This is a genomic window from Clostridia bacterium (assembly GCA_019683875.1).
GTDB lineage: Bacteria > Bacillota > Sulfobacillia > RBS10-35 > Bu92 > Bu92.
The window spans coordinates 1-20,681 of the sequence record JADGHN010000023.1 but is presented as its reverse complement, the minus strand read 5'-3'; the positions used below and the strand labels follow the sequence as shown (position 1 = coordinate 20,681).

Here is a 20,681-nt window from a genome sequence, read left to right as displayed (position 1 = left end):
GTCCGGTTTTGTGGAAATCGGCGTACAGTCCGAGGCCAAGGGCGACCATGATGAGCAGAACGACGGGATAACCCCAGCGCCAGTGCAGTTCCGGCATCCCATCAAAATTCATCCATAAATTGCGCCGTGCGGTTACGCCCTTAGACTGACCCGTACAGCCGGTTCGCTTCCTGCCACATCTCGTCCGCCGTGGACAAGGCCCGGGCGTTCAGGGAATACGCGCGCTGAGCGATGATCAGTCCGGTCATCGCCGAGGCCAGGTCGACGTTCGACGCCTCCAGCGCTCCTTGCAGGACGGTCCCGCGCCCTCCCTGGCCGGCCGCGCCGAGCTGCGGCGCCGGAGCTCCCGCCGCGGGCACGTACACGCCTTCCGCGGGTTCAAGCGTGTCGGACTGCGCCAGGGCCACGCCGATGCGCGCCACGGTCACGCGCTGGGCCACACCCTTGGAATCGACCGTCTGCACCGTCAAGGTACCGTCCGGCGCGATCGCCGGCTCGGTCGCGTCGGCCGGGAGGCGGATCTCCGTGCCCCGGTCGCTCAACACCGCGCGCCCCTCCGCGTCGACCAGCCGCCCGCTGCCGTCGAGCCGGAAGGCTCCGGCGCGCGTGTATCCGATCGTGCCGTCCGCCAGGCGCACCGCGAAGAAACCTTCGCCCTGCAGCGCGACGTCGAACGGCTGGCCCGTCGTCTCCAGCGACCCCGCCGCGAAATCGCGGCGCGCGTCGACCGGGTTCACGCCGGCGCCGAGCAGCACCCAGTCCCAGCCGGCGCCGCGCGCGCCGGCCGTGCGGTCGGCCCGATACCGCGCCGTCTCCTGTGACTCCGCGAAATCCACCACGTTCCGCTTGAAGCCCGGCGTGTTCACGTTCGCGAGGTCGTCGGCGAGCGCGTCCAGCCGCAAGCTGCCCGCCCTCAGTCCGCTCGCGGACGCCCAGAGCCCGCTGAGCATCGCACCCTCTCCTTCCAGAAGCGGCTAGAACCGGCCCACGTCGCGCGCCGCCTGCTGAGCCGCCTGGTCCTCGGCGCTGAACGCCTGGCGGCTCGCCTCATAGGTGCGCGCCACGGCCATGAGCTGCGTCATCTCGCGGACCGGGTCCACGTTGGACATCTCCACGACGCCGGGGCGGAACTGCGCGCCCGTCGCCGGCTCAACCCCGCCCTGGATCGCGTACGCGCCGTCCGCGACGGCGACGACGGTCGCCCCGGGCGCGGGACGGTACACGGCGAGCCGCCCGGCCACGCGGTCGCCGTCCATCACCGTGCCGTCCGGCAGGATGGCGGGGCGCCCGCGACCCTGCAGCCGGATCGGTCCCGCCTGTCCCTCGACGGCCCTGCCCGCGGGGTCGACCAGCACGCCCTGTGGCGACACGTGGAACGTGCCGGCCCGGGTGTAGAGCACGCCGTTTCCGTCATCCACTCGAAAGAAACCTTCGCCCTCGATGGTGACGTCGAGCGGGCCGCCCGCCGCAAGATCGCCCCGCGACCAGTCCAGCGCGGTGCGGTCCAGCAACGACCCCGTTCCGAGAGGCGCCGTGCCGCTCGCCGCCTGCAGCGGCGCACCGCCGAGCACCACGACCTGCCAGGGGAACGCGCCCGACGCCGGCTCGGCCCGCTTGAATCCGGGCGTCTCCTGGTTCGCGAGGTTGTTCGCGATCACCGTCTCGGCCATGCTCTGCGCGATCATGCCGTTCGCCGCGGTGTAGAGGCCTCGCAACAATCGACCCACCCCCTGCTGCGGATGCTCGAACAAAAAACCCGTCGGCCGGGCCGACGGGAAAAATTCGCGATCCCTTCGGCAGCCCGGCGGTCATGGCCTTGCGGCTGTAGACCCGTGGCTTTGCGTCCCCGGCTTTCGCCGGGTTTGCCTTTATCGCGGATGCGAGCTTCGATTCGTCACGCGTCTCGGAATTCCTGCCGCTTCCTTGGAAGGGCGCACCAGGGCGTCACGGGCCGGACTGCAGAAGATGATCGATACGGCCCAACTTCTCGAGCGCCAAGCCCGTCCCCTTCGCCACGCAGGAAAGGGGATCCTCGGCCACGGTGACCGGAACGCCGAGGTTGTCGCCGAGCATGCGGTCCAGCCCGCTCAGGAGCGCGCCGCCGCCCGTGAGGACGATGCCCGTGGAGAGAATGTCGGCCGCGAGTTCCGGCGGCATCCGTTCAAGAACCTGGCGGATCATGCCGCAGAGCTCCGCGATCGGCTCCTGCATCGCCCGGCAAGCGTCGGCACTGGTGACCTCGACGAACTTCGGCAGGCCCGTGACCACGTCGCGGCCGCGCACTTCCATGGAACCGCGATCCTCCGCGGGATCGACCGTCCCGATCCGGATTTTCAACTCTTCCGCCGTGCGCTCGCCGATCAGCAGGTTCCACTCGCGTTTCACGTACCGGATGATGGACTCGTCCAGACGGTCGCCGCCCAGCCGGAGCGATTGGCTCGTGACGATACCGCCTAGGGACAGCACGGCCACATCGCTGGTGCCCCCGCCGATGTCGACGACCATGCACCCGCGCGGCTCGTCGATGGGAAGGCCGGCCCCCAACGCCGCCGCCAGCGGCTCCTCGATCAGGTAGGTCCGCCGGGCGCCGGCCTCGAGCGTGCACTCCACGACGGCGCGGCGCTCCACCGTCGTCACGCCCGACGGCACGCACACCATGACGCGCGGACGTAAGAGCGGCATCCGGCCCGCGGCCCGCAGGAGGAAGTGCCGCAGCATTGCGTGGGTGGCCGCGTAGTCCGCGATGACGCCGTCCCTCAGCGGCCGGACCGCGAGGATGTGCCCCGGGGTGCGGCCGACCATCCGCTGCGCGTCCGTCCCCACCGCGAGGACCCGGTGCGTGTCACGGTCCAGCGCCACGACCGACGGCTCCCGGATCACGATGCCCCTGCCTTGCACGTAGACGAGGGTGTTCGCGGTGCCGAGGTCGATGCCGATGTCGCGGGTGATGGAAAGCACGGGTAGCCCCTTTCCGGCGGACCGCGCGCGGACGCGGGCCTACTTGAGCTTCACCGTCGACGCTTCCTCGTGCGACTGGTCCGCCCGTCCGGGCTCGCGGCGCGCAGTTTCCGGCCTCGCCTCGTCCGCACGCTCATCCTGCAGGTACTTCCGTCGCGTCGCCTCGCCGCCGCGCAGGTGGCGTTCCGCCTTGTTGTAGTCGAGCACCTTCTTGACCCTGGCGGCCAGTTCCGGGTTCAGCTTGGGCAGCCGTTCGGTCACGTCCTTGTGAACCGTGCTCTTGCTGACGTCGAACACCTTCGCCGTCTCGCGAACGGTTGCCTTAGTCCGGGAGATATACCGACTCACCTCGAGCACCCGTTTCCAGATGTGGTCTTTCAAGGGACTGCCTCCCTCTGGGCGAGTTTTACGGCCCGAATCCCCGCTAAGGCAGGTTTGCCTAATGCATATGGCCGGACCGGCCACGGCATGCCACGCGGGGCCGTTCCTGGGGGAGGCCCCCTGGGGGTGAAGTTTCAGTTGTCGATCGCATTGGGGCTATTGATTGTGGTGACCGGCCTCAAGCGGCGCGCCCGCCTGGCGCTTTGGGTGGCGCGCCAGCTCGTCCTTGCGTGGAAATAATGGACGTGCCATGATCATAAAAAGAGGGAGACCCGCGTTGCGGCGCGGGTCTCCCGGGCGGCGTTCCTGACCGCATCAGGGGCGCGGTGCCGGTGTAGGGTGTGTGGGGTGCGCCTCCCCGGCGTTGCCGGGGAGGCTATCTGTTCTTCACGTACACGTAGGCGAGCGCCACGACAAGCACGACCACCACGGGAATGGAGATCGTCACCTGCATGGCCTCACCCCCCTGCCGGAGGATTCCGGCCGCCGCCAACCGCGCCAGCGGCAGGGGGCTTCGCCTACGCTCCACCCTACGTCAGGTTCGGCGGAACCCAGCCCATGGGTCCTTTCGTGCGGCGGCGCTGGGTCTCCTCCCGAAAGACGCACATTTCCGGGCGCTGGCCATCCCTCATGGGCGAAGGGCGAGACGGATCACGTGACCCACGCCCAGGCTGACCAGGCCGGTGATGCCCACGAGAAGCGTATACGTCAAACGGCTGCGCCGCTCGTCCGCGGGCTCGAGGGCGGCATTGGCGCGGATGCGGTCGCCGCTCACCATCGCCCCGCTCAACACCGCGCTGATGCCCAGGTAAGCGAGCCCGCCATACTCGAAACCCTGGGGAAGATCCCTGGGGATGGTGCCGAAGACAGCGGAAGCGACCAGGATCACCGCCTGACCGCCGATGACATACGTCAGAAGCTGTTTCCACCGCATGCCGGGCGATCCCCCTCGACCTCACGTATATGTGAACAGGCTTGGAAATTCCTTTATTTGTTTTTAGCGTTGAGGTGACGTCCATCGGCGTGTAGGCACTTGAGGCCCGCATCCGTAATTCACACACTTGAAGGCATGATGGTCGGTGATTACGATGATTCGACCGGATGATTCCGCCATCGGAGGCATATGATGGGGAGACTTGTCCGTTTCGCGCTGATCGGCCTCGTGAACACCATCGTCGACGTGGGCTCGTTCGCATTTCTGATGGCTTTCTCACCCGCCCGCGGACCGGTGCCTTACGGCCTGTTTCAGACCTGCTCGTTCCTTCTGGCCGCATTCACGAGCTACCAGTTGAATCGCCGCTGGACATGGCGGGACCGCATTGCGCGCCCCGTCCCGTTCATGATCGTCTCGCTCGCCTCCGCAGCCCTGTCGTCCGCAACGGTCGTCGTCTTCACGGCGTTCATCGCTCCACTGGCAGGAAAGGTGGTCTTGGGCGTCGCCGCCGCGAAGCTCGCAGCGGCCGGAGTGAGTTCGGCGTGCAATTTCGTCGGTTACCACTTCTGGGCGTTCGCCCGGCCTCTGGGCGTGGAGTGCCTGCCGCCGCGCGTAGCCGATCCCTGCGTGTCGCTCGTGCTGCCGGCCTACCGCGAGGCGCGCAGGTTGCCGGCGACGCTGTCCGCGCTGGACCGGTGGGTCGATCAGCAGGAGCGTCCGGTTGAGGTCTGGGTCGCCGACGACGGCAGCGACGATTCGACCTCGGAGATCGTGCGCGAAGCGCAGAAATCCTGGGAATGGCTGGGGCTGGTGCGGCTCGAGCGGCACATGGGCAAGGGCGGCGCCTTGCGCGAGGCATATGGGATGACGCGGGCCGACCGGGTCGTCTACACGGACGCGGACCTGTCGTTCTCTTGGAGCGACGTGGAGCGGGTCATCGCCGCCTTGGGCGACGCCGACGTGGTCGCGGCCGTGCGCACGCGGGGATCCGCCGCGTCCGCGACGCGGCGGGTCATCCACGCGGGCTTCCAGGTGCTGCTTTCCCTTTTGGGACTTCGCGCCGTTCATGATCCACAGTGCGGCCTCAAGGGGTACCGGCGGGACGCGCTTCGGGCGCTGCTGCCCCTCTGCCGCATGAACGGCTTCAGCTTCGATGTGGAGACGCTCGTGGCCGCGAGGGCCCTGGGCCTGCGGGTGGCCACCGTGACCATCCGCGAGTGGACCGACGTGCCCGGATCGACCGTACGCGCGTTCCGGCACGGAGTCGACACGGTGCAGGCGCTCGCGGTGCTCATGGCGCGCAAATGGACGGGCGCGTACGGGCCGGACGTCTCGCGCGCCCTTGCACGGATGGCGGCCGTGGGGTCGGCATGCTTCATGTTCACGGCGCTCGCCGCCATCAAGCTCTGGCAGTGGCACCAATGGCTCATCGCTGCGTTTGACGGCGGGTTGTACATGCAGGCGCTCTGGCTGACGGGGCACGGCCACTGGAACGCATACAACTTCTACTCGTCCCAGCCCAACCTCGCCGACGCGAATCAGTGGCTGCTCGTTCCCCTCGGATACCTGGCGCGGCTCGGGGGCCCGCCCGCCGCCCTGGCCGTGCAGGCCCTCGCAGGGGCCCTATTGAGCGGCGCGGCGTTCGCGTACGCGCAGGACCGCGGCTGGCCCACGTGGCCGGCGCTCGCCATGGGCGCCGTCACCTTCGTTCACCCCACGGCATTCGGGACGCAGATGCTGGACTGGCATCCCGATCCGTTGGGCGTCGCGTCCCTGGCGTGGGCCATCGTCTTCGCCGGGCGGGGCCAGCCCGGGAGGTTTCTCCTCTGCACTCTGCTCGCGCTGCTGACCAAGAACCAGGCGGCTGTGGCCGTCGGGGCGACCGGCGCGTCGTGGCTCCTCGCGTCCGCCCTTCTGGGCCGGCGACGCGCGCTTCCCTACGCGCTCTGGTCCTGCGCGCTCGCGTTCCTCTTTCTCGTCGGAAACGAGTGGGCGACGCGCTGGCTCGGCGGCAGCAATTTGAACGTCGCCGTCGACTACCGGTCGCTGGGCGGCTCGATCGCCGCCGTCGCCCTGCACGTCGTCACCCATCCGGGTGTCGTCATCGAGCGCGTGATCGACCACAGCCGCTACTGGTGGACGATGCTGGCCCCGCTCGGCGGCCTTCCGCTGCTGGCGCCGGTCGTGGCGCTGCCCGGCCTGGGCGTGATGGCGCTCAACAGCCTCGCCGACCACCCCGCGCTCACCGTCGCGTACGACCAGTACGCCCTGTGGGCCCTGCCTTCGCTGGTGTTCGCCACGGTCGACGCGATCGCCGGCACGCAGGCGCTGGCGGCGCGAGTCCGCCGCGGGCGCCGGGACAACGCGACGCCCTCAAACCGTTTGCGGCTTCTCCAGAAGATCGCGGTCAGCGCGGTGTGCGTCGTCTCGCTGTGGTGGTTCCTTCGCGAGACGTTGCCCAATGAGCTGTGGCGGCTCAATCCCGTCCCCGTGCGGGCCGACCTCGTCGCCGCGGCGCAGCGCATCCCGAAGGAGGCGGCGGTCATCGGCGAGCCCGGAACGGCGACGGCCGTCGCGTGGCGCCGGTACTCGGGCGCCTGGCCGTTCACGGACTTCCGTCTCTTTGTGGACGCCGTGCCCCGCCGCGTGCCCGTCTACGTGTTCGTCGCGCCGGGCCGCGCGTTCGGCGGCATCGCCGTGGCGCGCGAGCTCGCCTGGATCGACGGTCTGAGGCGCCGGGGCGCCGTCACCGTTTTCGAACGAAACGGTGTGCTGCTCCTGCGGGTGCGGTAGCGGCGATCGCGCGCGGTTCCGCTCCTCACGGCGTGAGGAGCGTCGACGGATCCACGGGCCGGCCGTTGTGCCGCACTTCCCAATGCAGGTGCGCGCCCTCGTCCGCTTCCGCGGCCACGGCGCCGGCGACGGCGCCGATCGTCTGGCCGGCCTTGACCCATTCGCCCTCGCTCACGGCGACCGTCGACAGGCCCCGGTACACGGCCGTCCAGCCACCCCCGCCGTCGATCACGACCTCCCGGCCCCAGAGGCGCGTCTCGCTCACGCTCGCCACCTTGCCGTCCGCCGCCGCGACGACGCCGGCTCCCTTCGCCGCCTGGAAGTCCATCCCCGTGTGCAGGCGCCAGTCGCCGAACGTGGCGGCGTACGCCCATCCGTAGGGCTTCACCACGCGGCCTTCCGCGGGGCGAAGCCACCGCGCGGGGCCGTCCTTGGACAGCGTCGGCTGCGCTTCTTCCGAGGGGGTCGCCTCCGGCGCGCCGCTGTCTCCGCCCGCGTTCGCACCGGGAACGGCGCCGACGTTCCCTGCGCTGCCCGGCGGGGGCGCAAGGCGGGACATCGTCCCGTCCCACGCCAGCCACACCAGCGCCACGAGCGCGAGCGCGGCCAATCCGCCCGTGGCCGCCGCCCGCCAGCGCACCCGCTCCCGCGGCTGCGCCGCGCGCTTCGTCCACAGCATCCGCGCCATCATCCACGGGACGAGCCGGCGAACGTCGCGCGGCCTTGCCGCCTGCGATCGCGCCGTCTCGCGCTCCGGCCGGCGCTGCGCCTCCCGCTCCTCCGTGCTTCCCTGCGTGCGTTCCTGTTCGTCCATGCTCGCACTCCCCCACTTGGGGGTAGCGTTCCCAGTTATGGCGAATTCATGCAGCGGCGCAGGCGGGAAACAGCGGCGCGGGCGGCGAAACAGCACGGAAATCGGACACAGGCTTTGGGATGGAGGAGGCTCGGCCGGTGCGGCGGCGGCCCACGTGGGACGAATACTTCATCGAGATGGCCAAGCTGGCGGCCACCCGCTCCACCTGCCCGCGGCGGCAGGTCGGTTGCGTGCTCGTCAAGGACCACCGGGTGGTGGCCACGGGCTACAACGGCGCCGTGCGCGGCGCGCCGCACTGCGAGGACGAAGGCTGCATCCTCGTCCGCAACGGCGACCGCGAAAGCTGCGTGCGCGCGGTACACGCGGAGCTGAACGCCATCGTCCAGTGTGCCGTCAACGGCGTCAGCAGCGTGGGCTGCACGCTGGTCGTGACCGACTTTCCGTGCGTGCACTGCGCGAAGGCGATCGTGCAGGCGGGCGTGGTGAAGGTGATCTTCCTCAGCGAGTACCCCGACCCCAACTCGGCCGAGGTGCTGCGCGCCGGGGGCGTCGAACTCTGTCGCGCCGTTCCCGTCGAAGGTGGGGGCTACCGCGTGCTCCCCGCCCACTCCGTCCAGGGCTCCACCTCGACCCCCTGATAGTACCACCGGACGATGGCGCGGAAGTCCCGCCCGCGCTCCGCCATGGCCTGGGCGCCGTACTGGGAGAGGCCCACGCCGTGACCCCAGCCTTTCGTGTGAAGCGTCAGGCCTTGACGGTCCGCCTCGACGGCCACGATCCACGTCGAACGGAGGCCGAGCCGGGCCCGCACGTCCGTGGCCCTGAGGATCTCCGCGCCCGCGCGGACGTAGAACGCGCGGCCGCTCGGCGTGCGCGACAGCACGGCGAAGCGCGCCGAGGGCGGCCGCGCCAGGAACGCGTCCGGGTCGATCCCAAGCCGCGCCGCCACCTCCGCCCACGTGAAGCGCGCCGTCGCGCCCTCGTAAGGGTCGCGCTCGCCCGGCGAGGGCACACTCTTCAGGTACGGCACGACGTGGCCCCACACGTACCGCGCGTCCTCCGTGCGGCCGCCGGAGGCGGCGAAGTAGACGGCGTCGATGGGCTCGCCGCCGTACAGCGCGATCAGCCCGCGCGTGGCGCGCACGGCCGCGTTCACCTTGCGCCAGTAGGCCGGGAATTCCCTGCCCCACCGTTTCCGCAGCTCGGACTCCGAAAGCCAGGCCTGGCTCTCTTCGGGGCTGCTGCAGACGTCCGCCGGCGGGTGCGCGGCGCACCCGCCCCCGCCGAACGCGCGCAGGTGCCGCACCGCGTAGGTCCGCGCGACGACCGCCTGCGCCTTCATCGCTTCGAGGTCGAACGAGGCGGGCATCTCAGCTGCCACGACGCCGGCGAGGTACGTCTCCAGGGGAAGCTTGAGGTACGCGCCGCTCGCGTCGTCGTACAGGAGCACGTCCGGCTCCGGCGGCGGCGGAGGGCCGGCGGGCCGCAGGATCAGGACGATGATCGCGGGGACGGCGAGGAAGAGGGCCGCGGCGAGCAGCCACAGCACGAGACGGCGCAAAGAACAACCTCCCGCGGCGATCCGGCCGCGGCCGCGACCGCCTCACGGGAGGATATGACGTCGGGACCAAGCCGCATGACGCCCCTGCGGGCGCGGCCACACGCAACAACGGCCGCGCGCGGCCACCGCGGCGTTCCGGGCCCGCTATTCCTCGTACTGCAGCGACGGCACGCCGCTCACGCGCTCGATGTTCGCGCCGAGCGTGCGCAGCCGTTCCACCAGGTCCTTGTAGCCGCGATCGATGTGGTGCACCCCGGCGATCTCCGTCTCGCCCTCGGCCACCAACCCCGCCACGACGAGCGCCGCGCCGGCGCGCAGGTCGCTCGCCGTCACGGGCGCCCCCGTCAAGCGCTCCACGCCATGCACGATGGCGGACGGCCCCTCGATGTCGATGCGGGCCCCCATCCGCTTCAGTTCCTCCACGTGGCGGAAGCGGTTTTCGAAGACGGTCTCCGTGATGACGCTCGTGCCCTGGGCAATCGTGAGAAGCGACATGAACGGCGCCTGCATGTCGGTCGGGAAGCCGGGGTAGGGCAGCGTCTTGACGTTCGTCGCGAGCGGCCGCGCCGGCCCCTCGGCCAGCACGCGGTCGCCCTCGGTTTCCACGGCCACGCCCGCCTCGCGCAGCTTCGCGATCACCGCGGCGAGGTGGTCCGGGACGACGTTCTCCAGCGCCACCCATCCGCCCGTCACGGCTGCGGCCACGAGGAAGGTGCCGGCCTCGATCCGGTCAGGGATCGGCGTGTAGGCGGTGCCGTGCAACTCCCGGACGCCTTCCACCCGCACGAGGCGCGTGCCGGCGCCGCTGACACGGGCGCCCATGCTGTTCAGGAAGTTCGCGAGGTCGACGACCTCCGGCTCTTCGGCGGCGTTCTCGATCGTGGTCGTGCCATCCGCCAGCACGGCGGCCATGAGGATGTTCTCCGTCGCCGTGACGCTCGGGTAGTCCAGGTAAATGTGCGCCCCGCGCAGGCGGCCCCGGACCGAGGCCTGGACCCGTCCATGCGCGAGCGAAATCTCGGCGCCCAGGGCGGCGAAGCCCTTCAAGTGCAGGTCGATGGGCCGCACCCCGATGGCGCATCCTCCCGGCAGGCCCGCGACGGCCTGGCCGGTGCGGGCGAGCAGCGGCCCCATGACGAGGATGGATGCGCGCATCATGCGGACAAGGTCATATGAGGCTTCGGAGGTGCGCACCTCCGGCGTCCGGAAGATCCACTCGTCCTCGTCGCGCCGGATCTCCGTGCCGAGGAGCTCGATCAAGCGATTCATCGTCAAGACGTCTTGAATCTCCGGAATGTCGCGAATGCGGCACTCGTCAGCAGTCAGCAGCGTGGCAGCCAGGATCGGCAGCACGGCATTCTTCGCGGCGCTTACGCGCACGCTCCCTCCCAGTCGGTAACCCCCGCGAATCACGATGCGATCCACCGCAAGAACTCCTTCCACGTTCACTCTTTCGAAAGACTGGTCGGGTTTCTGAACCTTGAACCGTGCTCGCGCGCCGCCGGCGGTGTGGGACCGCGCTGGGCGGCGTGACCAGGGCTTCCAGCGGAAAGGGACGGGCGCGCTGGCCCGTCCCTGACCGTCCACGTTGCCGGTTAGAAGAAACCCAGCTTCAACTTGGCCTCGTCGCTCATGCGGTCCGGCGTCCACGGCGGGTCGAAGACGATCTCGACATCCACGTCCTCGAACCCCAGCGCCATGAGAGCCGCCCGCACCTGGACGTCGATGGTGCCGGCGAGCGGACATCCCGGCGCGGTGAGCGTCATCGTGACCTTCACCGACTTCTCCGAGCGGATGTCCACGTCATACACGAGGCCAAGCTCGACGATGTTCATGCCGAGTTCCGGGTCGTAGACCTCAGAGAGGGCCTCCATGACGTCCTGTTCCGTGGCCATGCGCTTCGCCTCCCCGGCTGTCGAGCCTTGGCGCTGGTTTTACTATACTACCCGTTCGCCGCCTCGCCAGTTCCGGGGAGCTTGGCCCGGTCCGCCAACACGCGGGCGCGCGCGCCGTCGACGATCAGAAACCCGCCTTCGTACGCGATGTGCAGCTCGCCCTGGTGGCCGTCCACTTCGTAAAGGCGGACGACCCCGTCGCGCAGCGGCGTGACGAGCGGGATGTGGCCCGGCAGGATGCCGAGTTCTCCCTCGACGCCCTTGGCCACGAGCATCCGCGCCTCGCCGCTGAAGAGCCGGCGCTCCGGCGTGACGACTTCGACGCGCAGCTTCGTCTCGGCCATTTACATCGACTTCGCTTTCTCGACCGCCTCGTCGATGGTGCCCACCATGTAGAAGGCCATCTCGGGCAGGTCGTCGTGCTTGCCTTCGAGGATCTCCTTGAAGCCCCGCACCGTTTCCTTGATGGGCACGTACTTGCCCGGCGTGCCGGTGAACTGCTCCGCCACGAAGTTCGGCTGCGTGAGGAAGCGCTCGATCTTCCGCGCGCGCGCCACGGTCAGCTTGTCTTCGTCGGAGAGTTCGTCCATGCCGAGGATGGCGATGATGTCCTGCAGGTCCTTGTAGCGCTGCAGGACCTCCTGCACGCCGCGCGCGACCTGGTAGTGCTCCTCGCCCACGATGCGCGGATCCAGGATCCGCGAGGAGGACGCGAGCGGGTCCACGGCCGGGTAGAGACCGCGCGCCGCGCGGCTGCGCTCGAGCGTCGTCGTGGCGTCGAGGTGCGCGAACGTGGTCGCCGGCGCCGGGTCGGTGAGGTCGTCGGCCGGGACGTAGATCGCCTGCACCGAAGTGATCGAACCCTTCTTCGTCGACGTGATCCGCTCTTGCAGCGCGCCGACGTCCGTGGCCAGCACCGGCTGGTAACCCACGGCGCTGGGGATGCGCCCGAGCAGCGCCGACACCTCGGAGCCGGCCTGCACAAAGCGGAAGATGTTGTCGATGAAGAGCAGCACGTCGCGGCCCTCTTCGTCACGGAAGTACTCCGCCATGGTGAGGCCGGTGAGGCCGACGCGCATGCGGGCGCCGGGCGGCTCGTTCATCTGGCCGTAGACCATCGCCGTCTTGTCGATGACGCCCGATTCCTGCATCTCCTTGTACAGCTGCGTGCCTTCGCGGGTGCGCTCGCCGACGCCCGCGAAGATGGAGATGCCGCCGTGCTGCATGGCGACGTTGTGGATGAGCTCCATGATGAGGACCGTCTTGCCGACGCCGGCGCCGCCGAAGAGGCCGATCTTGCCGCCCTTCGGGTACGGCGTGAGCAGGTCGATGACCTTGAGGCCGGTCTCCAGCACCTCGATGGATTCGGCCTGATCGAGGAAGCTCGGCGCCGGACGGTGGATCGGCAGGCGATGGTCCGTCTCAACGGGACCCTTGCCGTCGATCGGGTTGCCGAGCACGTCGAACACGCGACCCAGCGTGGCCGGGCCCACCGGCACGCGGATCGGCGCGCCGGTGTCGACGACCTTCATGCCGCGCACGAGGCCGTCCGTGGAGGCCATGGCGACGCAGCGCACCTTGCGGTCGCCGAGGTGATGGAAGACCTCGAGGACCAGGCGCACGCGGTCCCCTTCCTCCATGACGTGCAATGCGTTGTAAATCTTGGGCAGCTCGCCGGAATCGAACTGGACGTCGACGACCGGTCCGATGACCTGGACGATGCGGCCCACGTTCTGCTCTGCCATGCGTTCCCACCCTTTCCTGAGAGCGGCCGGGATGGGCCGCCCGCCGCGATCGCCTTAACCTTTGAGCGCTTCCGCGCCGCTGACGATCTCCGAGATCTCTTTCGTGATCGACGCCTGGCGCACGCGGTTGCTGAGCAGCGTGAGGCTGTCGATCAGCTCGCGCGCGTTCTTCGTGGCGGCGTCCATGGCCGTCATGCGGGCGCCGTGCTCGCTCGCCTTGGCGTCGAGCAGGGCGCCGTAGAGAATCGACGACACGTAGTGCGGCAGGAGGGCCGCCAGCACCGACTCGGCGTCCGGCTCGAACTGGACCTCGGGCCCGAGCTTGCGCTCACCGCCGCGCGCCTCGGCCGCCAGCGGCAGCAGCCGGATCACCGTGGGACGATGCGTCACGGCGTTGACGAAGCGGTTGTACACGAGGTACACCTCGTCCGCCCTGCCGTCGAGGTAGAGGTCCATCGCCGGCACGGCGATGGCATGCGCCGTCTCGAACGAGGGGTGGTCGCCGAGCTCGATGAACGACTCCGCGATCTCGACCCCCAGCCGGCGGAAGGCGTCCCGCGCCTTGCGCCCGACGGCCAGCACGAGCGGCTTGGGCCGGTCGCGCATGGCGGCGAGCGCGGCGCGGAGCACGTTGGCGTTGTACGGGCCGGCGAGGCCCTTGTCCGCGCTGATCACGACGAACGCCGAGCGACGGACGTCGCGGACCTGGAAGAACGGGTGGCGGAAGGCGCCGCCGCGCGCGGTGAGGTCCGTCAGCGCCTCCCGCATGGCCTCGGCGTACGGCCGGGCCGCTTCCGCGCGTTCCTGCGCGCCGCGCAGCTTGGCGGCCGCCACCATCTGCATGGCCTTCGTGATCTGCTGCGTGTTGGTGACGCTGCGGATCCGCCGGCGGATGTCGCGCAGGTTCTGCGGCATCAGCGCTCGCTCCCTACGAAGCCTTTCTTGAACGTCTCGATCGCTTCACGCAGCTTGGTTTCCGTGGCGTCCGAGATCTGCTTCTCCTCGCGGATGGCCTTGAGGATCTCCGGCCGCTCCGCCCGGAGGAAGCTCAGCAGGCCGCGCTCGAACTCCTGCACCCGCTCGACGGGGAGGTCGTCGAGGTACCCCTTCGTGCCCGCGTAGATCGAAGCCACCTGCTCCTCCACGGGCATCGGCTGGTACTGCGGCTGCTTGAGAAGCTCGACCATGCGCTGGCCGCGGGCCAGGCGGGCCTGCGTGGCCTTGTCGAGGTCGGAGCCGAACTGTGCGAAGGCCGCGAGCTCGCGGTACTGGGCCAGGTCGAGGCGCAGGGTGCCGGCGACCTGCCGCATCGCCTTGATCTGCGCGTCGCCGCCGACGCGCGAGACCGAGATGCCGACGTTCATCGCCGGCCGGATGCCCGCGAAGAAGAGGTCCGTCTCAAGGAAGATCTGGCCGTCCGTGATGGAAATGACGTTGGTCGGGATGTAGGCCGAGACGTCGCCGGCCTGGGTCTCGATGATCGGCAGCGCCGTCAGGCTTCCGCCCCCGAGTTCGTCGCTGAGCTTGGCGGCGCGCTCCAGGAGCCGCGAGTGCAGGTAGAACACGTCGCCCGGATACGCCTCGCGCCCCGGCGGGCGGCGGAGGAGCAGGGACATCGCGCGGTAGGCCACGGCGTGCTTGGAGAGGTCGTCGTAGACCACGAGCGCGTGCTTGCCCTTGTACATGAAGTACTCGCCCATCGCGCAGCCGGTGTACGGGGCGAGGTACTGCAGCGGCGCCGGCTCCGAAGCGGTCGCGGAGACCACGATGGAGTACTCCATGGCGCCGTGCTGCTCCAGCGTGCGCACCACCTGCGCGATGGTGGAGGCCTTCTGGCCGATGCCGACGTAGATGCAGATGACGTCCTGGCCCTTCTGGTTCAGGATCGTGTCGACGACCAGCGCCGTCTTCCCCGTGGAGCGGTCGCCGATGATCAGCTCGCGCTGGCCGCGGCCGATGGGCACGAGCGCGTCGACGATCTTCTGGCCCGTCTGCAGCGGCTCTTTCACGTTCTGGCGCTGGATGACGCCCGGCGCGGGCGACTCCACCGGCCGCGTCTCCGTCGTCTCGATCGGGCCCTTGCCGTCGATCGGCTGGCCGAGCGCGTTGACGACGCGGCCGATGAGCGCCTCGCCCACCGGGACCTCGACGACGCGGCCCGTGCGCTTGACGGTGTCGCCTTCCTTGATGCCCGTCTCCGGGCCCATCAACACGGCGCCGACGCTGTCCTCCTCAAGGTTCAGCGCCATGCCGTACACGCCGTTCGAGAACTCCAGCAGCTCGCCGGCCATGGCGTCGCGCAGGCCGTAGATGCGCGCGATGCCGTCGCCGACGTTCAGCACGGTGCCGACTTCGGCGAGTTCGGTGCCGAGGTCGGCCTGCTGGATCTGCCGCTTGATGACCGCACTGATCTCCTCCGGTCGAATGCTCATCGTCCCACCCTCTGCCCGCCGGCCGGAAGGCGCCGGCGGAAGTGTCGTCCAGAAAACGGGCTTGCGAAAACTCTTGGACCCGCGCCGGTCCCGCGCGACCGGCGCCTCGCCCTCCCCGCGCGGCCGCCGGCCCGCGCTAGCGCACGGCGCGGCGCAGCCGCGCCAGCTTGCCAGCGACGCTGGCGTCGAACACGCGGTCCGCGATGCGCACGCGCACGCCACCGACGAGTTCGGGATTCGTGCGCACCTTCAGGCGCACCGGGCGGTCCCCCGCGAGCCGCCGCACCGCGGCTTCAAGCTCCTTGCGCGCAGGCTCGTCCAGCTCCCTGGCCGTCTCCACGACAGCCTCCACGGTGTCGGCGCGCGCCTCCGCGAGCGCGTGGAAGCGGGCGATGACCTCCGGCAGCTCGGCGATGCGGCCGCGGTCGATCAAGAGGTCGAAGAGACGCAGAACCGGCCGGGGCGCGTCGGGGCCGAGTGCGCCGGCCAGGAGATCGCGTTTCGCCGCCGCCTTGACGACGGGACTGGCCAGGAAGGCGCGCGCCTCCGCGTCCAGCGCCGCCGCGAGGGACTGGAGCAGCCGGTCCCAGGCGTCGACCGCGCCCTGTTCGGCGGCCACCTCAAAGAGCGCCTCGGCGTACGGACGGGCCGCCCGGCTCATCGCGCGCTCCCCACCTCTTCGACGAAACGGTGGACCAGGTCGCGCTGAATCCGGTCGTCCACGGTCTGGTCGAGCACCTTCGCGGCGACCTCCAGCGCCAGGTCGGCCACTTCCTTGCGCAGCTCCGCAAGGGCCTGGTCGCGCTCGCGCCGGATGCTCTCCTTCGCCTGCTCCAGCTGTCGCTCCGCCTGGGCCTTGGCCTCGTCCAGAATCTCCTGCGCGCGCGCGTTCGCGGTCCGCTCCGCCTGCTCCAGGATGCGCCGCGCCTCCGCGCGCGCCTCCTGCAGGGCCCTCGCCGCCTCCTGCTGCAAGCGCACGGCCTCCTCGCGCTGGTTCTCCGCGTCCTCAAGGCTCTTGGCGACGCGGTCCGCGCGCTCGTCCATCAGGGCGCGGATGGGACCGAACACCCACCGCCTCAGGACCCAGAGCAGGACGAGGAAACTGACGATCTGGGCAAACAGGGTGCTGTTCAACCCAAGACTTTCGAAGATCGACAACATCGGCACCCCCTGGGCCTCGCTTCGCGACGCGTCGCCCCACGGCGACACGGAACGGGGGACAGGCCGCCGGCAGAACGGCCCGCCCCCGACCAGGCACGATTACCGGACCACGAAGCCCGCCAACACCACCGCGATGATCGGCAGCGCTTCGATCAAGCCCACGCTGATGAACATGTTCGTGCGCAGCTCGTTGGCCGCTTCCGGCTGGCGAGCCATGCCCTCAAGCATCTTCGACGTGACCATGCCGTCGCCGATGGCGGCGCCCAGCGCGGCCAGGCCAAACGCGATTCCTGCAGACAGGACGTGCGCAACATCGGGCGTCAAATGGGTCACCCCCTTCATGCGTCCAGGCTGTAGAAGGAGATCAATGGTGAGAGGTCACCATCGAAACGTAAGAAAGCGTCAACATCATGAACACGAACGCCTGGATGAAGCCGACGAAGATGCTGAACCCGTACCAGGCGACGGCCGGGATGAAGCCGCCGAAGTAGACCGGGATCTGCGCAAGGAGAAGGATCAGGATCTCGCCGGCGAAGATGTTGCCGTATAGACGGAACGACAGCGTGAGCGGCTTGGACAGCTCTTCGATGATGTTGATGAGCGCGAACACCGGCCAGACGAACGGCAGGTCCGGCCCCTTCAGGTGATGCAGGTAGCCGCGGAGGCCGGTGATCGCGATTCCCGAGAACTGCACAAGGAAGAAGACCATGATGGACAGCCCGAAGGTGGTGTTCAGGTTCGCCGTGGGCGAGCTAAGGCCCGGGATCAGGCCGAAGAGGTTCGACGCTAGGATGAAGACGAAGAGCGCCGCCAGGAGGTTCTCCATGAACGCCTGCTGGCGCGGGTGGATCTGCTCGCCGACGAAGCGGCCGACGACCTCAAGCAGCGTCTCGAAGGCGTTCTGCAGCCCCGTCGGACGCTTCAAGGACGCCCCGCGCACGGCCAGAAGTCCGAGCAATACGATGACGCCCATCACGATCCACGTGTAGACGAGGACCCGGGCGTCGAATGTGAAACCGTGAACATGCCAGAGCCAAGCGGCGCGATGTTCCATCCGGCGGCAGCCCCCTGATGTCAAACGGGCGCGCTAGTGCGCGTCCGACCGATTCCGAGGCACGTTTCTCACGAAGACCCACGTAAAGAGCAGCCAAGAGCCGAAAAAGCCGATCAAAACCGCAACTATGTTAACAGCGGGCCACCTGTTTTGCAACAGCCACAGCGCCGCCACGACAAACAAAAATCGACCCGGCACCCCGCCGCGGACAAGCCGCGCCCCGGCCTCCGGGCCCGCTCGCTCCGCGATCTGGACGCGCCGCAGGAACATCAGGCCGTTCGCGGCGCCCAGGGCCAGGCCGGCGGCCAGGCCGTACGCCACGCCCGGCGCGACGCCAGCGAGCGCGGTGCCCAGCGCGGCGAGCGCTGCCACGCCGATCCACCGGAGTGCGGTACGCGGGGCCGCCACGGGGGTCATCGTCCCCGGTCCCCCCGGGTGATGTCCCGGACCTGGCGCAGCAGGGCGAAAATGCCGAGCCCCATCGCGGCGAAGAGGCCGATGAGGGTGAAGAGCGGAGCCGTGTGCAGCCTCGCGTCCAGCCAACGGCCGCCGGCGACGCCCGCCGCGATCATCAGGGCGAGGCTGAGGCCGATGCCCATGGCGAAACCGAACGCCTTCCAGGCCGACGAGTTCACGGCCGTTTCCTCCCCCCCGCCGCCCCGACGCAGGATGCGGCACGGCCGGCAGCGCCGCGCTCCTTGGCGCGCCGCCCGCCGGCGTCTCGCCCTCAGCCGGCGTGCGGCTCGAACGGTTCCGGCCGCGGCCCGAGTCCCAGCCGGTGCTTGACGGCCGCCACGGTCCGCTCCGCCGCGCGGCCGTCCCCGAAGGGATTCCTGGCGCGAGCCATCCGCTGGTAACGCTCCCGGTCGGTCAATAGCGTTTCCAGCGCGTGGCGGATTTCGTCGTAGCTCGTGCCGGCCAGCCACGCCGTGCCCGCCTCGATGGCCTCCGGCCGCTCCGTGGTGCGGCGCGCGACGATCAGCGGCTTGCCGATGGCCGGCGCCTCCTCCTGGATGCCGCCCGAGTCCGAAAGCACGAAATAGCTGTGCGCCACGACGTACACCCACTCCGGATAGGTGAACGGCTCGCAGAGATGCACGCGCGGCTTGCCGGCCAGGACGCCGTGGACGGCGTCCCTGACGACCGGGTTCGGGTGGACGGAATAGATCACTTCCACGTCCGGGTGAGCATCGACGACATCGCCCACGGCGCGGGCGATCTCCGCGATGGCCCCGTCCCAGTTCTCGCGCCGGTGCGTCTCCACCGCCAGCACCCGCCGGCCTCCCTGCAGGGCCGCCGTCTCCGGGCGGCGCGGCGGCCGCGCGCGTTCGACGGTGTACAGGAAGGCGTCGATGGCGGAGTTGCCCGTGACGTAGATGCGATCCTCCGACACGCCCTCGCGCCGCAGGTGCTCCCGCGCGCGGGGCGTCGGCGCCAGGTGGATCTCCGCGATCGCGTCCGCGAGCAGGCGGTCCATCTCCTCGGGGAACGGGTCCCAGCGGTGGCCGCTGCGCAAGCCGGCCTCCACGTGGCCGCACGGGATCCGCTCGAAGAACGCGGCGAGCGACGCCGCCACCGTGGTGACGGTGTCGCCGTGAACGAGGACGAAGTCCGGCTTCCACTCCCGCAGGACCTCCGCCACGCCGCTGATCGCGCGGGCGGCGATCCGGTCCAGCGACTGGCGGCTCTCCATCAGGTTCAAGTCGGCGTCGGGGCGGATGTCGAAGTGGTCGAGGACGGCATCCAGCAGTTCGCGGTGCTGGGCGGTGACGAGCACGCGGCCCTCCAGGTCCGGATCGGCGGCGATGGCGCGCACGATCGGCGCCATCTTCACCGCCTCAGGGCGGGTGCCGAAGATCGAGACGACGAGCGGCCGGCGCGTCACCGGTCCGACCCGCTCGCCTGCTCCGAACGCGTGGAGACGCGGAGCCGCAATACGTTCACGGCGACGTACAGGGTGAAGCCGACGAACGCCAGCACCATGGTGGAGACGAGCACGGGCAGCCGCACGATGGCGAGCGAGCCGACGGCGAACCAGCCGCTGACGCAATAGAGCAGCAGCACCGTCTCCCGCTGGGTCAGCCCGATGGCCAGCAGGCGATGGTGCAGGTGGCCGCGGTCGGCCTGCATGATGGGCCGGCCGGCGCGCCAGCGGCGCAGGATGGCGAACGCCGTGTCGAAGATCGGCACGCCGAGCGCGAGAATCGGCACGGCCAGCGTGATGAGCGCCGGGGACTTGAGCGACCCCTGGATGGCGACCGTCGCCAGCACGTAGCCGAGGAACATGGAGCCGGCATCGCCCATAAAAATCTTGGCGGGGTTGAAGTTCCACGGCAGGAAGCCCATCGTGCTGCCCAGCAGCGCCGCCGCAAGGAGGACGGCCGCCTCGGGCTGCCCGGTGAGGAGCGCCGAGACGAGCATCGTCATCGCCGCGATGGCCGTGATGCCGGCGGCAAGGCCGTCGAGACCGTCGCTGAGGTTCAGGATGTTGACGATGGCGACGATCCACGCGACGGTGATCGGGATCCCCCAGACGCCGAGCCGCAGGATGCCGCCGAACGGGTTCGTGACGTAATCGATCGAGACGCCTGCCCAGGCCACGGCGGCGGCGATGGCGATCTGGCCGCCGAACTTGACCGCGGCCGGCAGGGGCCGGTAATCGTCGACGATGCCCAGGAGGAGCACGGCCAGCCCGCCGAGGAGCAGCGCGGGCATGTCGTGGCGGCTCAGGAGGCCGCTCGCGGCGATCGCCGCGAGAAACGCGAGGAAGATCGCCACCCCGCCGAGATACGGCACCGGCGAGGTGTGCACGCTGCGCTCGTTCGGCGCGGCCACGAACCCCAGCGAGAGCGCGAGACGGCGCATGAGCGGCGTCACGAGGAACGCCGCCACAAACGCGATGGCGACCGTCTCAAGCAGAAGGTTGACGCTCAACCCGTTCAACTCCCGTGTC

The 20,681-nt window shown here is 69.7% G+C and carries 25 protein-coding genes and 1 riboswitch; of the genes, 2 read left to right on the top strand and 23 right to left on the bottom strand.

Features of this window, described 5'->3' with window-relative positions:
* The 7 genes from IRZ18_03325 to IRZ18_03295 form a co-directional block, all read right to left on the bottom strand.
* Nucleotides 1-112: hypothetical protein (locus IRZ18_03325; GenBank protein ID MBX5476138.1), on the bottom strand; the 112-nt coding region annotated here is incomplete at its 3' end.
* A gap of 28 nt (nucleotides 113-140) precedes the next feature.
* Nucleotides 141-950: a flagellar hook-basal body protein gene (locus tag IRZ18_03320; protein MBX5476137.1), complete on the bottom strand. Its 810-nt coding sequence runs from the start codon at nucleotides 948-950 to the stop codon at nucleotides 141-143.
* A gap of 24 nt (nucleotides 951-974) precedes the next feature.
* The gene (locus IRZ18_03315; GenBank protein MBX5476136.1) at nucleotides 975-1,718 is read right to left on the bottom strand and encodes a flagellar hook-basal body protein; all 744 of its coding nucleotides are present in this window, start codon (nucleotides 1,716-1,718) and stop codon (nucleotides 975-977) included.
* Nucleotides 1,719-1,792: 74 nt separating this feature from the next.
* A riboswitch (cyclic di-GMP riboswitch) is annotated at nucleotides 1,793-1,877 on the bottom strand.
* Between the two features lie 67 nt (nucleotides 1,878-1,944).
* Nucleotides 1,945-2,958: a rod shape-determining protein gene (locus IRZ18_03310; GenBank protein ID MBX5476135.1), complete on the bottom strand. Its 1,014-nt coding sequence runs from the start codon at nucleotides 2,956-2,958 to the stop codon at nucleotides 1,945-1,947.
* 39 nt (nucleotides 2,959-2,997) lie between these two features.
* Entirely contained in the window at nucleotides 2,998-3,339 is a 342-nt protein-coding gene (spoIIID, locus tag IRZ18_03305) for a sporulation transcriptional regulator SpoIIID (GenBank protein MBX5476134.1), read from the bottom strand.
* A 376-nt stretch (nucleotides 3,340-3,715) separates the two neighbouring features.
* The gene (locus IRZ18_03300; GenBank protein ID MBX5476133.1) at nucleotides 3,716-3,868 is read right to left on the bottom strand and encodes a hypothetical protein; all 153 of its coding nucleotides are present in this window, start codon (nucleotides 3,866-3,868) and stop codon (nucleotides 3,716-3,718) included.
* Between the two features lie 99 nt (nucleotides 3,869-3,967).
* Nucleotides 3,968-4,273 (bottom strand): hypothetical protein, encoded by a 306-nt coding sequence (locus IRZ18_03295; GenBank protein ID MBX5476132.1) that lies wholly within the window; start codon nucleotides 4,271-4,273, stop codon nucleotides 3,968-3,970.
* Between the two features lie 192 nt (nucleotides 4,274-4,465).
* Here IRZ18_03295 and IRZ18_03290 point away from each other — a divergent pair, with 192 nt between their 5' ends.
* Nucleotides 4,466-7,066 carry a DUF2079 domain-containing protein gene (locus IRZ18_03290; GenBank protein MBX5476131.1) on the top strand — a complete coding sequence of 867 codons (2,601 nt, stop codon included), beginning with the start codon at nucleotides 4,466-4,468 and terminating at the stop codon, nucleotides 7,064-7,066.
* A 25-nt stretch (nucleotides 7,067-7,091) separates the two neighbouring features.
* Here the strand turns inward: IRZ18_03290 and IRZ18_03285 are convergent, their stop codons facing one another.
* Complete coding sequence (locus tag IRZ18_03285; protein ID MBX5476130.1) at nucleotides 7,092-7,880, bottom strand: M23 family metallopeptidase; 789 nt, start codon at nucleotides 7,878-7,880, stop codon at nucleotides 7,092-7,094.
* A gap of 119 nt (nucleotides 7,881-7,999) precedes the next feature.
* On the opposite strand from IRZ18_03285, the gene IRZ18_03280 reads away from it, so the two are divergent.
* Nucleotides 8,000-8,518 (top strand): cytidine/deoxycytidylate deaminase family protein, encoded by a 519-nt coding sequence (locus IRZ18_03280; protein ID MBX5476129.1) that lies wholly within the window; start codon nucleotides 8,000-8,002, stop codon nucleotides 8,516-8,518.
* Here the strand turns inward: IRZ18_03280 and spoIID are convergent.
* From spoIID to IRZ18_03205, 15 genes are all read right to left on the bottom strand, one after another.
* Complete coding sequence (gene spoIID / locus IRZ18_03275; protein MBX5476128.1) at nucleotides 8,467-9,441, bottom strand: stage II sporulation protein D; 975 nt, start codon at nucleotides 9,439-9,441, stop codon at nucleotides 8,467-8,469. The two genes, IRZ18_03280 and spoIID, sit on opposite strands and share 52 nt — an antisense overlap.
* A gap of 144 nt (nucleotides 9,442-9,585) precedes the next feature.
* Complete coding sequence (murA, locus tag IRZ18_03270) at nucleotides 9,586-10,866, bottom strand: UDP-N-acetylglucosamine 1-carboxyvinyltransferase (GenBank protein ID MBX5476127.1); 1,281 nt, start codon at nucleotides 10,864-10,866, stop codon at nucleotides 9,586-9,588.
* 170 nt (nucleotides 10,867-11,036) lie between these two features.
* Nucleotides 11,037-11,336: a DUF59 domain-containing protein gene (locus IRZ18_03265; GenBank protein MBX5476126.1), complete on the bottom strand. Its 300-nt coding sequence runs from the start codon at nucleotides 11,334-11,336 to the stop codon at nucleotides 11,037-11,039.
* Between the two features lie 47 nt (nucleotides 11,337-11,383).
* A complete protein-coding gene (gene atpC / locus IRZ18_03260) occupies nucleotides 11,384-11,680 on the bottom strand; it encodes an ATP synthase F1 subunit epsilon (protein MBX5476125.1) in 297 nt (98 codons plus the stop codon).
* Complete coding sequence (gene atpD, locus IRZ18_03255) at nucleotides 11,681-13,081, bottom strand: F0F1 ATP synthase subunit beta (protein ID MBX5476124.1); 1,401 nt, start codon at nucleotides 13,079-13,081, stop codon at nucleotides 11,681-11,683.
* Between the two features lie 54 nt (nucleotides 13,082-13,135).
* Nucleotides 13,136-13,996 carry an ATP synthase F1 subunit gamma gene (atpG, locus tag IRZ18_03250; protein MBX5476123.1) on the bottom strand — a complete coding sequence of 287 codons (861 nt, stop codon included), beginning with the start codon at nucleotides 13,994-13,996 and terminating at the stop codon, nucleotides 13,136-13,138.
* On the bottom strand, nucleotides 13,996-15,513 hold the full coding sequence (locus tag IRZ18_03245) for a F0F1 ATP synthase subunit alpha (protein MBX5476122.1): 1,518 nt from the start codon (nucleotides 15,511-15,513) through the stop codon (nucleotides 13,996-13,998). Before IRZ18_03245 ends, atpG begins: the two co-directional genes overlap by 1 nt.
* Before the next feature lie 136 nt (nucleotides 15,514-15,649).
* Entirely contained in the window at nucleotides 15,650-16,174 is a 525-nt protein-coding gene (gene atpH, locus IRZ18_03240; GenBank protein ID MBX5476121.1) for an ATP synthase F1 subunit delta, read from the bottom strand.
* On the bottom strand, nucleotides 16,171-16,680 hold the full coding sequence (atpF, locus tag IRZ18_03235; GenBank protein ID MBX5476120.1) for a F0F1 ATP synthase subunit B: 510 nt from the start codon (nucleotides 16,678-16,680) through the stop codon (nucleotides 16,171-16,173). The genes atpH and atpF overlap by 4 nt, the downstream gene beginning before the upstream one ends.
* A gap of 93 nt (nucleotides 16,681-16,773) precedes the next feature.
* Nucleotides 16,774-17,016 (bottom strand): F0F1 ATP synthase subunit C, encoded by a 243-nt coding sequence (gene atpE, locus IRZ18_03230; protein ID MBX5476119.1) that lies wholly within the window; start codon nucleotides 17,014-17,016, stop codon nucleotides 16,774-16,776.
* Between the two features lie 22 nt (nucleotides 17,017-17,038).
* A complete protein-coding gene (atpB, locus tag IRZ18_03225) occupies nucleotides 17,039-17,728 on the bottom strand; it encodes a F0F1 ATP synthase subunit A (protein ID MBX5476118.1) in 690 nt (229 codons plus the stop codon).
* Between the two features lie 33 nt (nucleotides 17,729-17,761).
* Nucleotides 17,762-18,100 (bottom strand): ATP synthase subunit I, encoded by a 339-nt coding sequence (locus IRZ18_03220; protein ID MBX5476117.1) that lies wholly within the window; start codon nucleotides 18,098-18,100, stop codon nucleotides 17,762-17,764.
* A gap of 41 nt (nucleotides 18,101-18,141) precedes the next feature.
* A complete protein-coding gene (locus IRZ18_03215) occupies nucleotides 18,142-18,363 on the bottom strand; it encodes an AtpZ/AtpI family protein (GenBank protein MBX5476116.1) in 222 nt (73 codons plus the stop codon).
* A 92-nt stretch (nucleotides 18,364-18,455) separates the two neighbouring features.
* Complete coding sequence (wecB, locus tag IRZ18_03210) at nucleotides 18,456-19,613, bottom strand: UDP-N-acetylglucosamine 2-epimerase (non-hydrolyzing) (protein ID MBX5476115.1); 1,158 nt, start codon at nucleotides 19,611-19,613, stop codon at nucleotides 18,456-18,458.
* Nucleotides 19,610-20,593, bottom strand: coding sequence for an undecaprenyl/decaprenyl-phosphate alpha-N-acetylglucosaminyl 1-phosphate transferase (locus IRZ18_03205; protein ID MBX5476114.1), 984 nt, complete (start codon nucleotides 20,591-20,593; stop codon nucleotides 19,610-19,612). Before IRZ18_03205 ends, wecB begins: the two co-directional genes overlap by 4 nt.
* Nucleotides 20,594-20,681 lie beyond the last annotated feature (88 nt).